13 protein-coding genes and 1 pseudogene are annotated in these 14,189 nt (G+C 72.7%); 9 read left to right on the top strand and 5 right to left on the bottom strand.

The features are described from left to right. Positions 1-10 precede the first annotated feature (10 nt). On the top strand, positions 11-472 hold the full coding sequence (locus tag RNL97_RS19645; protein WP_243314787.1) for a VOC family protein: 462 nt from the start codon (positions 11-13) through the stop codon (positions 470-472). A gap of 63 nt (positions 473-535) precedes the next feature. On the opposite strand, the gene RNL97_RS19640 is transcribed toward RNL97_RS19645, so the two are convergent. Then, positions 536-1,132, bottom strand: a complete 597-nt coding sequence (locus RNL97_RS19640; RefSeq protein ID WP_030578255.1) for a TetR/AcrR family transcriptional regulator — start codon at positions 1,130-1,132, stop codon at positions 536-538. 208 nt (positions 1,133-1,340) lie between these two features. Between RNL97_RS19640 and RNL97_RS19635 the strand changes: the two genes are divergently transcribed. From RNL97_RS19635 to RNL97_RS19600, 8 genes and pseudogenes are all read left to right on the top strand, one after another. Then, positions 1,341-2,351 carry an alpha/beta hydrolase family protein gene (locus tag RNL97_RS19635; protein WP_313750997.1) on the top strand — a complete coding sequence of 337 codons (1,011 nt, stop codon included), beginning with the start codon at positions 1,341-1,343 and terminating at the stop codon, positions 2,349-2,351. 371 nt (positions 2,352-2,722) lie between these two features. Beyond that, positions 2,723-3,064: pseudogene (locus tag RNL97_RS19630) on the top strand (Scr1 family TA system antitoxin-like transcriptional regulator); the annotation flags it as partial. Next, entirely contained in the window at positions 3,061-3,270 is a 210-nt protein-coding gene (locus RNL97_RS19625) for a DUF397 domain-containing protein (RefSeq protein WP_030578270.1), read from the top strand. The pseudogene RNL97_RS19630 and the gene RNL97_RS19625, both read left to right, overlap by 4 nt. A gap of 453 nt (positions 3,271-3,723) precedes the next feature. Next, entirely contained in the window at positions 3,724-4,467 is a 744-nt protein-coding gene (locus RNL97_RS19620; protein WP_050499950.1) for a GntR family transcriptional regulator, read from the top strand. A 72-nt stretch (positions 4,468-4,539) separates the two neighbouring features. Further along, a complete protein-coding gene (locus RNL97_RS19615; RefSeq protein WP_030578275.1) occupies positions 4,540-5,547 on the top strand; it encodes a 1-aminocyclopropane-1-carboxylate deaminase in 1,008 nt (335 codons plus the stop codon). Between the two features lie 153 nt (positions 5,548-5,700). Next, positions 5,701-6,168: a MarR family transcriptional regulator gene (locus tag RNL97_RS19610; protein ID WP_243314783.1), complete on the top strand. Its 468-nt coding sequence runs from the start codon at positions 5,701-5,703 to the stop codon at positions 6,166-6,168. A 111-nt stretch (positions 6,169-6,279) separates the two neighbouring features. After that, positions 6,280-7,128, top strand: coding sequence for an HAD family hydrolase (locus RNL97_RS19605; protein WP_030578277.1), 849 nt, complete (start codon positions 6,280-6,282; stop codon positions 7,126-7,128). A gap of 147 nt (positions 7,129-7,275) precedes the next feature. Continuing rightward, positions 7,276-8,025 carry a calcium-binding protein gene (locus RNL97_RS19600; RefSeq protein WP_106978390.1) on the top strand — a complete coding sequence of 250 codons (750 nt, stop codon included), beginning with the start codon at positions 7,276-7,278 and terminating at the stop codon, positions 8,023-8,025. Between the two features lie 28 nt (positions 8,026-8,053). On the opposite strand, the gene RNL97_RS19595 is transcribed toward RNL97_RS19600, so the two are convergent. The 4 genes from RNL97_RS19595 to uppS all read right to left on the bottom strand — a co-directional run bounded on the left by RNL97_RS19595 (position 8,054) and on the right by uppS (position 14,069). Next, the gene (locus RNL97_RS19595) at positions 8,054-8,803 is read right to left on the bottom strand and encodes a DUF1838 family protein (RefSeq protein ID WP_030578281.1); all 750 of its coding nucleotides are present in this window, start codon (positions 8,801-8,803) and stop codon (positions 8,054-8,056) included. 61 nt (positions 8,804-8,864) lie between these two features. Continuing rightward, positions 8,865-10,997, bottom strand: a complete 2,133-nt coding sequence (locus RNL97_RS19590; protein WP_313750995.1) for an ATP-binding SpoIIE family protein phosphatase — start codon at positions 10,995-10,997, stop codon at positions 8,865-8,867. A 137-nt stretch (positions 10,998-11,134) separates the two neighbouring features. After that, positions 11,135-12,091 carry an IS481 family transposase gene (locus tag RNL97_RS19585; RefSeq protein WP_313750281.1) on the bottom strand — a complete coding sequence of 319 codons (957 nt, stop codon included), beginning with the start codon at positions 12,089-12,091 and terminating at the stop codon, positions 11,135-11,137. A gap of 259 nt (positions 12,092-12,350) precedes the next feature. After that, positions 12,351-14,069 carry a polyprenyl diphosphate synthase gene (gene uppS, locus RNL97_RS19580; protein WP_398866976.1) on the bottom strand — a complete coding sequence of 573 codons (1,719 nt, stop codon included), beginning with the start codon at positions 14,067-14,069 and terminating at the stop codon, positions 12,351-12,353. Positions 14,070-14,189 lie beyond the last annotated feature (120 nt).

The following is a 14,189-nucleotide window of genomic DNA, read 5'->3' as shown; positions in this document are numbered from 1 at the left end:
AACGGTTTCCATGACGCAGACACGGCCACTGCCCTGGAAGCTCGTGATCGACAGCGCCGACCCGCACGCCCAGGCCGGATTCTGGGCGGAGGCCCTGGGCTACGCCGTCGAGGACAACAGCCCGCTGGTCGAGCAGCTGCTCGCGGCCGGAGCCGTACCCGAGGCCATCACGACCCATGCCCACGGCCGCCGCGCCTGGCTCGACCTGGCGGCGGCCCGGCACCCGGACGACCCGTACGACGAGGTCAGCGGTACGGGGCAGGGGCGGCGGCTGCTGTTCCAGCGGGTACCGGAGCCGAAGACGGTGAAGAACCGCATCCACATCGACGTGCACTCCGCCCCGGGGCAGCGCGACGCGGAGGCGCAACGGCTGACGGCGCTGGGCGCGCGGGCGCTGCGCACGGTCGACGAACAGGGCGGAAGCTGGATCGTCATGACGGACCCCGAGGGCAACGAGTTCTGCCTGAACTGAGCGCCGGCCCGGCCCGGATCGAACACCCGGGCCGCCCACCTGCCGGACCCGGCCGCCCTCACCTCAGGACGACCGCACCTCCCGCAGACCGCGCAGCAGCAGGTCCACCAGCCGCCGCGGATCGTAACGCGGGTCGCCGTCCCGCCCCACGCACAGATTCCCGACCCCGCGCATCAGCTCATAGGGCTCGATGCCGGGCCGGGCCTCTCCGGCGCCGACCGCCGCGTCGAGCAGCTGCCCGCAGACGGGCACCAGGCGGTCGAGGAAGTAGGCGTGCAGCACCTCGAAGCCGCCGCTGTCCGAGCGCAGCGCGTCGGCGAGCCCATGCTTCGTGACCAGGAAGTCGACGAAGAGGTCCACCCACCGCTCCAGCGCGGCGAACGGGGACTCCTCCTCGGCCAGCAGAACAGGCCCGGCCTCGGCGCAGGCCTCGACCTGGTGGCGGTAGACGGCTACCACCAGGTCCGCCCGGGTCGGGAAGTGCCGGTAGATCGTTCCCATACCGACCCCGGCCCGCTTGGCGATCTCGCGGATCGGCGCGTCGACCCCCGAGGCCACGAAGACCTCCGCGGCGGCGGCGAGCAGCGTCTGCTGATTGCGCACCGCGTCGGCCCGCTTCGGCCGGGCGGACGCCCCTCCGGCTTCATCGGCGGCAGCCACCGCGCACCCCTCTCCTCACCTGGTCCGCCACCCCGGGAAACCACCGCGGGAATCCGTCGCCGGACATCGCCGTTGACAAAGCGGAACAGCGCTCCGTATCGTAAATGGAACAACGCTCCGCTTCACTTTAGCCGAAGCCGGACGTTTCCACTCCCCTGCCCTGCCACCCTTCGGATCCGCGGCAGGGGCCTCCCGGAAGGGCTTCCCCATGCGTACCTCCCGTACCTCCGCACCTCGCACGACCGACACCTTCGGGCGCCCCGCCTCCCCCGTCCTGTCCGTCGCCCCGCTGGCGCTGCCCACCCCCGACCGCGCCGTGGACCTGGAGTTCCGCGTTTCCCTGCCGCTGCCCGCGGCCGGCACCGAGGCGCCCGGGGACGGGAACCGGCTGCCGGTCATCCTGCTCTCGCACGGCCAGGGCTTCTCGAACAACCTCTCCTCGCTCAACGGATACGCTCCCCTCGTCGCCTTCTGGGCAGCGCACGGGTTCGCCGTGATCCAGCCGACCCATCTCAGCTCGACGACGCTCGACCTGCCGCCCGAGACCCCCGGCGCGCCCATGCACTGGCGCTCCCGCGCCGAGGACGTGTCCCGCCTCATCGACCGGTTCGACGAGATCGAGGCGGGAGTCCCCGGACTCGCCGGCCGCCTGGACCCGGACCGGATCGCCGTCGCCGGTCACTCGATGGGCGCCCACACGGCGAGCCTCCTGCTGGGCGCGCGCCTCACCGATCCGGCCGACGGTACGGAGGTGGACCTGGCCGATCCCCGGATCAAGGCGGGGGTGGTGCTGGCCGGGCCCGGCCGGGGCGGCGACGCGATCACCCCGTCCATGGCGGAGGCGCTGCCGTTCCTCACCACCACGGACTTCTCCCGGATGGCGACGCCCGCACTCGTGGTCGCGGGCGAGAAGGACCAGTCCGGCCATCTGACGGTCATGGGCCCGGAGTGGCACGCCGACCCGTACGTCCTCGCCCCCGGCCCGAAGACCCTGCTCACCCTCTTCGAAGCGGAACACGGCCTCGGCGGGATCTCCGGATACGACGTCGCCGAGACGACCGACGAGAACCCCGCACGCGTCGCCGCCCTCGCCCACCTCGCCTCGGCCTACCTGCGCAGCGTGCTGTACGCCGACGACGCCGCGTGGCGGACGGCCGTCGAGGCGCACGCGACGGGCCCGGAGGCGTTCGGACGGGTCGAGTCGAAGCACCGCCGCTAACCGCCCCGGCCCGGCAACCCCGACCGTGGCAGAGGCGTCGTCCGCGAAGACGCGCACGACCGAGGGGGACGGGGGCACGATGGACGAGCGCCTGGCGAGGGCGTTCAGGCGGGCTGCTCGCGGCGTGGGCAGCACCCTCGACTCATCGGCCTGCGCACCGGCGTCGGCACGCTCACCGGCGGCCTGCGCAACGCCGTCGGCCGCAAGCGGCGTTAGGCGCCGCCCCGGGCACCCTCCCCGCCGGCCCCGCCGCCCTCGCGCTCCCGCCGCACCTCCTCCCGGATCCGGTCCGCCATCAGATCGGCGAGGGGATCCGTCACGTCCCAGGAGTGCGCGGCCGGATGCCGGTCGTACAGCACGCAGGCGTCGCCGTCCCTGACGGACGCTGCCTGCGCCGACCGGTCGGCGGGCCGGAGGTCATGAAGGCGCAGACGGACCGGCTCATCGACTTCGCCGAGCAGCCCAACACCATGATCCAGGTCGTGCCGTTCACCATGGGAGAGCACCGCCCCTTCAGTCTGCCGCTCTACATCCTGACCATGCCCGACCGCTCGCTCATGTCGTACGCGGAGTCGGCGCAGCAGGGCTATCTGGAGCGTGAAAGTGGCTCGGTGGTGCAGCATCTGACGGCCTACCATCAGATGCAGGCGCTCGCTCCCTCCCAGGCCGCGTCCGTTGACATGTTCAGGCAGTTGCGAAAGGGCACCCCGTGACAACCGAGACCCCCCGTTGGTTCACGTCCTCCTACAGCGAAAACGGCGGCCAGTGCGTCGAGGTCGCCACCAACCTCGCCGCCCCGCACGGCATCGTCCCCGTCCGCGACTCCAAGAACGTGAGCGGCCCGGCCCTCACCGTCCCCGCCGCCGCGTTCAGCGCCTTCGTCGCGGGTGTCCGGGGCGGAGGCTTCGGCAGCGTCTGAGCCGCGCGAGCCGGCAGAGCAACAGCCCCACCGTGCAGGCACGGTGGGGCTTCGCCATCCCGTTCTCGATGTCCAGCAACCGAAACTCGATGCCCTTGATCCTCCTGGCACCGACCGCCGCCGTCGGAGCAGGCCACCGGACACCGGATCACCAGGGGGCAGACCGTGAAGCCGACGCCGAGTTCGCACCCCTGTTCGCCGCCGAGCAGGACCAGGAGACGACCAGGCTGGCATCCCGCGTCAGGGCGGCGGTCGACCTGCTCGCGCGGGGCGGGGGCCTGTCCCTCGGCGCGCACGGTCTTCCCCTCCCTCGCCCTGGTGACCTGCTTCCCGAACCGCAGCGCACCGGACCTGCCCAGCCCGGAGCGGCGGACCGGATCATGACCGCACCGCACACGCCGCCGCGTTCACCGCCCTTGACAGCCCACCCCTGCGCGGCATGCAATATATTGCATGCCAGTTCCGCAGAGCCGAGGCCTCGTCTCCCGGTCGCTCCTCCGCGAGAGCGCCTACCGGGCCATCCGTGACGCCATCGTCGACGGCACGCTCGCGCCCGGCGAGCGTCTCAACGACGGTGACCTGGCCGACTGGCTCGGGGTCAGCCGCACGCCGGTGCGTGAGGCGCTGGGCCGGCTGGAGCAGGCGGGGCTCGTGCAGACGAAGCCCGGCCGCCACACCCTCGTGAGCCCGCTCGACGTCCGCGCCGTCCGGGCCGCGCAGTCGGTCACCTCCGCCATGCACGAACTCGCCGTGCGGGAGGCGGTCCCGCAGCTGGGGGCGGTCGAGCTCGACGCGATGCGCGAGGCGAACGCGCGCTTCGCCGACGCCCTGCGGCGCAACGACGCGGACGGGGCGCTGGAGGCCGACGACGCGTTCCACCGCGTCGCCGTGACCGCGGGCGCCAACGAGGCCGTCGCCACCGTTCTCGACCAGTTCACGCCCGTACTGCGACGCCTGGAGCGGCTGCGCTTCTCCTCGCTGAGCGGGCGCGGGTCGGTCGCCCAGCACGACCGGATCATCGCGCTGTGCGCGGCCGGGGACGTCGAGGGTGCGGTGGCCGCGACCCGGGCGAACTGGCAGACGCTGCTGCCGCTGCTCGACGCATGGCCGGAGGCAGGAGCGGGGGCCGCCACCGAGAAACGGCCCGGCACGCCACGGCCCGGCGGTGGGCCGAGCAGCACGTTTGGAGTTTCCTGAACGCCCGTGCCACGCGGCTCGTCGCCGGGCCGCGCCGGACCCGTCCACACCCACGCCCACGAGGAGCCCGCGATGTCCCTGGACGACTTCGAGCGTTACCCCCTGCTGTTCGGCCCCAGCCCGGTGCATCCGCTGGACCGGCTCAGCGAGCATCTCGGCGGTGCGCGCATCTGGGCCAAGCGGGAGGACTGCAACGCCGGCCTCGCCTACGGCGGCAACAAGACCCGCAAACTGGAGTACCTGCTCCCCGACGCCCTCCGGCAGGGCGCGGACACGCTCGTCAGCATCGGCGGCGTGCAGTCCAACCACACACGGCAGGTGGCGGCCGTGGCCGCCCGCGCCGGCCTGAAGGCGGTCCTGATCCAGGAGAGCTGGGTGGACTGGCCCGACGCGGTCAACGACAAGGTCGGCAACATCCTGTTGTCCCGCATCATGGGCGCGGACGTGCGCCTGGTGCAGGCGGGCTTCGGCATCGGCGTCAAGGACAGCTGGCGTCAGGCCCTGCACGACGTACGGGCCGCGGGCGGCACCCCGTACGCCATTCCGGCCGGCGGATCCGACCATCCCCTCGGCGGTCTCGGCTTCGCGAACTGGGCGCGCGAAGTACAGCGGCAGGAGGAGGAGTTGGGCGTCTTCTTCGACACCGTCGTGGTGTGCAGCGTCACCGGCAGCACCCAGGCAGGCATGATCGCCGGGTTCGCGGGCCAGGACCGGCCGCGGCGGGTCCTGGGCATCGATGCGTCCGCGAAGCTCGCCGAGACCCGTGACCAGGTGGCGAGGATCGCCCGTGCCACCGCCGGACTCATCGGTCTCGGGCGGGATCTGGAGGACGACGAGATCACCGTCCTGGAAGGCTGGGCGGGCGAGCTCTACGGTGTGCCCGTGGCGTCCACGGTGGACGCCATCAAGCTCACCGGCCGGCTCGAAGGGATGATCATCGACCCGGTCTACGAGGGCAAGTCCATGGCCGGACTCATCGACCTGGTCCGCGGTGGCGAGATCCCCGAGGACTCCAACGTCCTGTACGCCCACCTCGGCGGCCAGCCGGCCCTCAACGCCTACAGCGGAATCTTCGCCTGACGTCCGCGCCGGCCCGGGCGCGTGCTGGGCCCGGGGGCGGGCCCGGTCCCCGCCGGCCAGGCAGGACGATCCCCTTGCCCTCAACCATGCTTGAGGTTCTACGGTTGCCGCGAGGCCCCACGGGGCCCCCACAGCACCGAGGGAGGGGATGTCATGACCGATCACCAGCCGTCCGACGCCGAACTCGCCGCCCAGCCCGCCGCCTACTGGGCCGGAGTCGCCTACGAGGCGCTGATCGCGTACACCCGGAAGCGGCAGGCGGAGAAGGGGTACACCCAGCCCCAGTTCTGGCTGCTGCGCAATCTGTCGGCCGCCGACATCTCACCCGACGGCGCGGGAATGACCCTCCCCGAGCTTCAGCGGGCGATGGCCTCGTACATCCGGCCCGAGGACGACCTCGCGGTCGAGGCCGAGGCGCTCGTACGGCGGGGCCGGCTGCGGCGGGACGCGGACGACCGGCTGTGGATCACAGAGGAGGGGGAGCAGGCGCGCCTCGACCTCAAGCGCAACGCCCCCGCGATCCGCGCCGCGCTCCACGAAGGGATCCCCGACGCGGACTACGTCACCACCGTGAAGGTGCTGCGGCGGCTGGTGCGCAACGCCGGCGGGACAGCCGCCTGACAGCGGCGGCACCGCAGCAGCGGCCCGGCAGTGGCGAACCGGCAGCGCGCCCCTATATCCGGCCTGCCCCTCGCGGGCAAGCAGCCGTTCGGGGCCTTCTAGGGTGGGGCCATGCCCACGCCTCCCGCATATGCCCTCGTCGCCACGGACCTGGACGGCACCCTGCTGCGCCCCGACGACACCGTCAGCGCCCGGTCCCGTGCCGCGCTCGGCCTCGCCGCCGCTTCCGGCGCCCGGCATCTGATCGTGACCGGGCGGCCCGTCCCCGGCATACGGGCGCTGCTCGCGGACCTCGCGTACACCGGGCTCGTCGTCTGCGGGCAGGGCACCCAGCTCTACGACGCGGACGCCGGGCGGCTGCTGCGGTCCGTCGCCCTGGACCGGGAGGCCGCCGACACCGCGCTCGGCAAGATCGAGGCGGAGGTCGGGGCCGTGTTCGCCGCCGTGGACCAGGACGGCGTGGACGGGGCGACCCTGATCGAGGCCGGCTACCGGATGCCGAATCCGACGCTGCCCGCCCACCACGTCGGCTCTCGCGAGGCGTTGTGGGAGCGGCCCGTCATCAAGGTGCTGGTGCGCCACCCGGAGCTGGGCGACGACGCGCTGGCCGCCGCCGCACGCGGGGCCGTGGGCGAGCTGGCGACGGTGACCATGGCGGGGCCCGGCACGGTGGAGCTGGCTCCGCGCGGGGTGGACAAGGGCACGGGTCTCGCGGCCGCCGCCGAGCTGCTGGGCATCGGGGCCGAGCGGACCGTCGCGTTCGGCGACATGCCCAACGACCTCCCGTTGTTCGCCGGTTCGGGGCTCCGGGTGGCCATGGGCAACGCCCACCCGGAGCTGCGCGCGGCGGCCGACGAGGTGACCCTGTCGAATACGGAGGACGGGGTCGCGGTGGTCCTGGAGCGGCTGTTCGGCACCCGCGGCGCACAGTCTCCCACCCCGGACCCTGGTTTGGTCTAGACCAAGACGGGTAGGCTGCGGTCGCCCGCGTGGCGACCCCACCGCCACGCGCGGCGCTTGACGTGCACCTGCCCTCCCCCTGCTCCGTGAAGGCAGGGGGGCGGACCCCCACGGACCCACCGAGGAGTTGTCGTGAAGCGCAAGAGGATGTCGGCCGTCGTGACCCTGCTCGCCACCGGCCTCGCCGTGTCCCCGGCCGTCGCCGCTCCCACCACCGCCGGGGCCAAGGCCCGGGTCGGCGCCGACCGGGCGAAGCAGTCGGTCACCTTCACCGCCGCCCCGGGGCAGGTCAACGACCTCCATGTGGTCCCGATGGACCAGGGCGACGGGGTCCGGCGGATCGGCTTCCGGGATTCCGTTCCGCTCCTGCCCGGCGACCACTGCACGTACCTGGAGCCGGGTGTCGAGACGTACGTCGTCTGCGAACTGCCCACCGACAGCGCCCGGCCGGACCGGATCGACGTGTTCCTCGGCGACGGCGACGACGAGATCGCCACCAGCGACCCCGGGGTCGCCACCGTCAGCGGCGGCCCCGGTGACGACATGCTGCACGCGCACACGGCGCACACCGTACGGGGCGACGCGGGCGACGACATGGTCATGGGGCGCGTCGTCCTCGACGGCGGCGACGGCAGGGACCACCTGATGGCCGTCGACGGCGACCAGTTGCTGTGGGGCGGCCGGGGCGACGACATGATCGAGGCGTACGACGGCAGGGACGTCGTGTACGCGGGCCCGGGCGACGATCACGTCATGGGCGGGGAGGGCGACGACGTCCTCCTCGGCGGCTCCGGCGACGACATGCTGCACGGCGAGGCGGGCGACGATGTGATCGTCGGCGGCTCCGGGAAGGACACGGTCGCCGGCGGCCCGGGCCGGAACATCACGCTCCCCTGAACCGCTGTCACACGGTCCCCGAACCGCCTCATCCCTGCGGCGGGTTGAGCTTGCGGAAGTAGGTCCAGCTCGTCTCGTTCGGCTCGCTCCACCGCTTGGGGGCGTGTGCGAACTCCGGGTGGCGGTCGGCGATGTAGGCCCGGGTGCGCTCGGGGACCTCGGTGTACGCGCCGAGCTTGCGGCCCCGGCAGTGGAAGGTGAGACCGCCGGGCCGCTGCCCCCGGGCCATCCACGGCAGCCACGGGGACATCCGGCTCCACGACATCGTGGCCGGGACGCCGGGGGCCGGGCCCGCCAGATCGGCGCGGTCCGCGAAGAACTGGAAGAGTTCCAGGGCCCTGTAGGTGTCCCCCGCCGAGTGCACCGGGTACTGGGCCACCGGCAGCGGCGACGGGTAGGCGAGCGGGATCTCCAGACTGAAGCAGACCTGGTCCCCGAGGTCGGTCGCCGGGACCGGGAAGGGGCGCCACTTCTGGTTGGCCGGATCGTTCCAGACGTGCACCACCGGCAGGTCCTGCCAGGTCTCCAGGATCTCGCGGCTGGCCGGATCCAGGTAGAACGCGGCTTCACGGGTGAGCAGTTGGTACGCGTCCGGCCCGGCCTCCACGTCCTCCACCAGGCGGGAGACGTTGAGGCCCTCGAAGCCGAAGACCCGCCGGTAGGGCTCGTCGGGGGCCCAGGAGTAGACGTCTCCGGACCACCAGTACGTGACCTCCTCGCCGTCGAGGGAGGCGCGGGTGCGAGCGAAGGAGCGGAGCAGTTCCGCGGGGGTCGTCATGGGGACCACTCTGCGCGATACGGGCAGCCCTGCGCGATCCGGAGGCCCCGGTGGGCGCGACTCACCCCACCGGCGCCTCCGGACCGTCCGGCAGCTCCTGCTCGGTCCACAGCACCTTGCCGTCCGGACCGTGGCGCGCTCCCCAGTGGGAGGCGAGGCGGGAGACGATGAACAGGCCCCGGCCGCCCTCGTCGACGGTCCGGGCGTGCCGCAGGTGCGGGGCGGCCGTGGAGCCGTCGTGGACCTCGCAGGTGAGCGTGGAGTCCAGCAGGAGGCGCAGGCGCAGCGGCGGGGTGCCGTAGCGGACCGCGTTGGTGACGAGCTCGCTGACGATCAGCTCGGTCGCGTCCACGGTGTCCTCGTCCAGGCCCCAGCCCTGGAGCCGGTCGCGGACGAGCACCCGGGCGGTGGCGGGCGTCGTGTCCTCGTCGGCGAGGTCCCAGGTGGCGACCCGGTGGTCGCAGACCGTACCCGTACGGGCCAGGAGCAGGGCCGCACCGGCGGCGCGGGTGTCGTCCGGCAGCGCGTACACGATGTCGTCGCCGAGCTGCTGGAGGCTGCGGCCCGGCCGGGCGAGGGTCTGGGTGATGCGTTCGGCGGCGCGGTCGCCGGAGAGCAGGTCGGCGGTGAAGAACGCGAGGAGGCTGCCCTCCTCCAGGGTGACGGAGGCGGGGGCGAAGAGGGCGCTGTCGGCGGAGAAGAGGCCGGGCCCCTCCGGTACGTCGAGGGGGACCGCCCGTCCGTCGGGGCCGACGATCAGCGGCGCGGGGTGCCCGGCGCGGGCGACGGTGCAGGTGCGGGTGAACGGGTCGTACACGCCGTAGACGCAGCCCGCGCTCAGGGGTTCCTCGTGGAGGCCGTCGGCGGGGGGCAGGGAGACACGTTCGTGGGCGAGGCGGTCGGCGGTGTCCTTGAGCCGGGCGAGGACTTCCTCCGGCTCCAGGTCGAGGCCCGCCAGCGCCTGGATGACCGTACGCAACTGGCCCATGGCGATGGCCGACTGGAGGCCCTCGCCCGCGACGCCGCCGACGACGAGCGCGGTACGGGCGCCGGACAGGGCGATGGCGTCGAACCAGCAGCCGCTGTCCCGGCCGGGCAGCAGGACGTGCGCGGTGTCGACGGCCGCCTGCTGCCGTTCGGCCTGCGGGAGCAGCCTCCGCTGGACCGTCGACGCGATCACGTGCTCGCGCTCGTACCGGCGGGCGTTGTCGATGCCGAGGGCCGCCCGGGAGGCCGCCGCGACCGCCAGGGAGACGTCGTCCTCGTCGAAGGGCTCGGCCGCCCCGCAGCGGTAGAGGCTGACCATTCCGAGGACCCCGCCCCGCAGGGTGAGGGGCACGACGATCAAGGAGTGCGCGCCGGTCTCCGCGACGGCGCGCGCCCCGTCCGGGTCGGTGCCGAGCCACGGGGTGTCGGGGCCGAGCCGGACGAGCCGGGCCCGCAGGTCCGCGGCGGCGAGCGCGTACGGCGTACGGACGGGAAGGTGGCGGGTCGTTCCGTCAGACCGCCGCCGGGAGCCGCGCCCGCCCTCCCCCGTGTCCCGGACGGCGTCGCACCGGCCGCTGGCGGCGCGGCGCAGGGGGGTTCCGGGCCGCATCGGTCCCACCGGTGGCTCGGAGCCGCGCAGGACGTCGTCCACCACCTCCACGACGGCGAGGTCGGCGAAGCCCGGCGTCAGGGCGTCGGCGAAGGCACGGCAGGTGGCGGCGACGTCGAGCGACCCGCCGACCGCGTCCCGCACAGCAGCCAGCGCGGCTTCCCTGGCCCGGGCCCGTTCCCGCTCGGTGACGTCGAAGAACGCGACCACCAGGCCGAGGGCGGGGGTGTCGGGGCCGCCGGGGCCGCCCAGGCGGTAGAAGGAGGTCAGGAACTGCCGGTCGCCGGGGATCCGGCGCAGCCGGCCCCGCACGAGGTACTCGCGCACCGGGCCCTCACCGGCCAGTACCCGCTTCATGAGCTGCTCGGCTCCGACCGGGTCGTCGAGCCGGACAGCCTCGGTGAAGCGTCTTCCCATGTACTCCCGGGTCTCCGCGCCTTCGACGAGCGAGTTGGCGTGTACCAGGCGGAGCTGCGGGTCGAGCACGACGAGACCGACGGCGGACTGGGTGAACAGCGTCGTGAGAAGCGCCTTGTCGAGGCCGTCTCCCGCCGTCGCGGGCGTCTCGGGTCCGGCCGGGGTCTCGCTGTCCGACACGGGTCCACCCACCCTCCGGTTCCGGCGCGCCGACTACCGGTTCCGGCACGCCCCGGTCCAGCATCACCCGCCGCACCGGACCCGGCCACCGGTGGGCGCCAGGGGTGTGACGGCAAGGGTGCCGGGGGCAGCTGGGCCTAGGTGTATTGACCCGCAGGGTTGTTGACACGGGTGATGGGTGGGTGGCCGCCGAGTGCGGTGTGGCTGCGGTGGTGGTTGTAGGTGTGGAGGAAGTCTGCCAGGGCTTCGGCCCGCTCGGTGTTGGCGGTGTAGGGCCGGATGTAGGCCCATTCGTCGAGCAGGGTGCGGTTGAAGCGTTCGACCTTGCCGTTGGTCTGGGGCCGGTAGGCCCGGGTCAGCTTGCCTGTGGCGCCGAGGTCCGCGAGGGCGTTCCTCCAGGCCAGGCCCTTGCGGTAGGCCCAGGCGTTGTCCGTCAGGACCCGCTCGATGCGGGGGATGCCCTGGCGGTGGAAGAAGGCGGCTGCGCGGGTGAGGAAGCCCGCGCAGGTCGCGACCTTCTCGTCGGGGTGGATCTCGCTGTAGGCCAGGCGGGAATGGTCGTCGACGGCAGAGTGGATGTAGTCGAAGCCCATGTTGCTGCGGGTGGCGCGGCCGGCCTGGCGGCCCAGGGTCCTGTGACCGCCGCCGTCGGGGATCCGGCCGAGCTTCTTCACGTCGATGTGGATCAGCTCGCCGGGCCGGTCGCGTTCGTAGCGGCGGATCAGGGTGCCGGTCGGACGGTCGATCCAGGACAGCCGGTTCAGACTGTGGCGGGTCAGGATCCGGTGCACGGTCGAGGCGGGCAGGCCCAGGACCGGGCCGATGCGGGCGGGGCCGAGCTTGCGGGTCCTGCGGAGGTCGCAGACGCGAGCCTCGACGGCCCGTGGGGTGCGGTGCGGTGTGCGATGGGGCCTGCTGGAGCGGTCGGCCAGGCCCGAGTCACCCTCCGCGCGCCAACGGCGGATCCACTTGTGGGCGGTAGGCCTGGATATGCCCATTTCGGCCGCCACATGGGCAACTGGCCGCCCACCGAGGACGCGATCGACCAGGATTCGCCTGCCGTGAACGGTCAGCCGGGCATTACGGTGGGACACGAAGACCTCCGTGTGTGGTGTGGAGCCTAGACACCTCCACCACACCGGAGGTCTTCGCCATGATCAAGCCCGGTCGGCGTTAACAACGCTCGTGATCAATACACCTAGGGCGTGTCTGACGTATGACCTGTCTTGCAGCATCGGTGTCCGCAGCATCGGCCGGTGAACCCTGGTGAGATCCCGTTCACCGGCGAGAGCACCATGTCCTGGCGCGACCCGCAAAGACACGCCAACCGCTGGTCCGGGGCGGAACAACGGGTTACTCCGAGCCGGCACGCGTCAGTGGACAGGGGGCCGGGTGGACGTGCGGGGATGGCCGGTTGTTCTCGGCGGAGGCGATGGGGGCGGGAACGGCGCCGTGGCGGCGTTGGCGTCGGCTGTACTCGGCGATGGCCTGCCACAGGTCACGCCGGTCCATGTCGGGCCAGTAGCCGGGGGTGAAGTACAGCTCCGCGTACGCGGCGTGCCAGGGCAGGAAGTTGGAGGTGCGCTGCTCGTTGCCGGTGCGCCACAGCAGGTCGGCCTCCGGCATGTCGGGGTGGGGCAGATGGCGGGCGAAGTCGTCCTCGTTGAGGTGGTCGGGGTCCACTTCGCCTTCTCGGGCTGCCCGGGCGAGTGCTGCGGCGGCCTGGGTGATCTCGTCGCGGCCGCCGTAGTTGATGCACACGGTGAGTGTCAGTCCGGTGCGGGCGCGGGTGCGGGCTTCTTCGCGCCTGAGCGAGTCGACGAGGTCTTCGGGCAGTTTGTTGGGACGGCCGGACCAGCGCTGGCGCACGTCCAGGTCACGGAAAGGGGCTTCGTCGAGTTCGCTCTGGAGCGTAGCCAGGATCGCCGTGACTTCCTCTGCGTCGCGTTTCCAGTTCTCGGTGGAGAAGGCGTAGAGAGTCAGATGGCGCAGACCGATCTCCAAGGCGCCGTAAACGATCTCGCGGACAGCGGCGGTGCCGGCACGGTGACCGTCGGAGCGTCGCAGACCGTGCTCCTCGGCCCAGCGGCCGTTGCCGTCCATGATGACCGCCACGTGGGCGGGCATCCGGCCGGCGGGAATCGCCGGAGGCCGGGCACCACTCGGGTGGGAGGGCGGTGGCAGCAGGCCGGCGTTCTCGGCTGCCGGACCCGCGCTTGTCACTGCGCCTTTGGGGCGTCGCGGGCCCGGCACGGTCGGTGCGGTCAGGGGAGTCAGGCTCCAGGCCAGGGTTGAGCGCAGGCGGGCGGGGACCAGCACGCGCGCGCGGGCCACGACGGAAGGACGCGGGGCACGTTGCAGCAGGGCCGGACCGGCCGCTTCGACGGCGTCGAGCTGGGCCCGCAAGAGGCCGGCCGCCGTTTCGAGCACGATGGCGGCACCGGGATGCATTCCTGTGGTCATGGCGGGCCTGGTCACCCGCCGGCGCGCCAGGGCTGCCAGCTGGGTGATCAGGGCCGCGACGGCAGGACTCCACCGGCCCCGGAGCAGATCCTCCTCGGCGCCGGGGAAGGGCTCCAGAGCTTCCTGCGGCAGGAGCAGCAGGCCCTGGGCAAGGTCGGTGCTCAGGTCGGTCAGGACGTCAGTGAGCTGGGCACCGTCGACGAAACGCTCATAATCTGCTTGCCGGTCCAGCCGTAACCTCATCGGCGCACCGGCCTGCTCGAACAGGTGCCGCACCTGCTCGACCCAGGGCACGACCTCCTTGTTGCACCAGACCCGCCACGCGTCCCAGTCGGCAAAGCGCAGACCGTGGGTGTCGTCCCGCGTCTGGACCATGGCGCCCTGTAGACCGGTCAGGTCCATACGCCACCGTCCCGCCGCGTCCACCAGCGCGTAGCGGACCGGATCGGTGCTCGTCCCCGCCGCCAGGTCGTGCTGCAGCGCCCCGGTCCACGCCTCGACGCGGGCCGCGCGCTCGGCCGGCTCTGCTTCCGGTTCGTCTGCCAGGTCGTCCAGGACGGTGGCGGCCGCCCACAACGCCCAGCACGCCGGACGCAGTACGGTCGGCATCAGTTGGACGAGGGCGTAAATCGCGGGATCGTGCGCTCGTGTGACGTGGCGGCACACCCGATAGGCCACCCGCAAAGGCGGGGTCTGGCCGCTCGGCGAAGGGGCGAAAGGCTGCTCCGG

Origin of the sequence: Streptomyces parvus (assembly GCF_032121415.1) — a bacterium.
GTDB lineage: Bacteria > Actinomycetota > Actinomycetes > Streptomycetales > Streptomycetaceae > Streptomyces > Streptomyces globisporus_A.
The sequence above is the reverse complement of the archived record's forward strand: the minus strand, read 5'-3'. Positions and strand labels throughout refer to the sequence as shown.

Excerpts from the sequence above, each read along its gene's own strand:
- RNL97_RS19645 (WP_243314787.1), top strand. The coding sequence starts at position 11 with ATGACGCAGACACGGCCACTGCCCTGGAAGCTCGTGATCGACAGCGCC.
- RNL97_RS19635 (WP_313750997.1), top strand. The coding sequence starts at position 1,341 with ATGCGTACCTCCCGTACCTCCGCACCTCGCACGACCGACACCTTCGGG.
- RNL97_RS19620 (WP_050499950.1), top strand. The coding sequence starts at position 3,724 with ATGCCAGTTCCGCAGAGCCGAGGCCTCGTCTCCCGGTCGCTCCTCCGC.
- RNL97_RS19615 (WP_030578275.1), top strand. The coding sequence starts at position 4,540 with ATGTCCCTGGACGACTTCGAGCGTTACCCCCTGCTGTTCGGCCCCAGC.
- RNL97_RS19610 (WP_243314783.1), top strand. The coding sequence starts at position 5,701 with ATGACCGATCACCAGCCGTCCGACGCCGAACTCGCCGCCCAGCCCGCC.
- RNL97_RS19605 (WP_030578277.1), top strand. The coding sequence starts at position 6,280 with ATGCCCACGCCTCCCGCATATGCCCTCGTCGCCACGGACCTGGACGGC.
- RNL97_RS19600 (WP_106978390.1), top strand. The coding sequence starts at position 7,276 with ATGTCGGCCGTCGTGACCCTGCTCGCCACCGGCCTCGCCGTGTCCCCG.
- RNL97_RS19595 (WP_030578281.1), bottom strand. The coding sequence starts at position 8,803 with ATGACGACCCCCGCGGAACTGCTCCGCTCCTTCGCTCGCACCCGCGCC.
- uppS (WP_398866976.1), bottom strand. The coding sequence starts at position 14,069 with ATGCCGACCGTACTGCGTCCGGCGTGCTGGGCGTTGTGGGCGGCCGCC.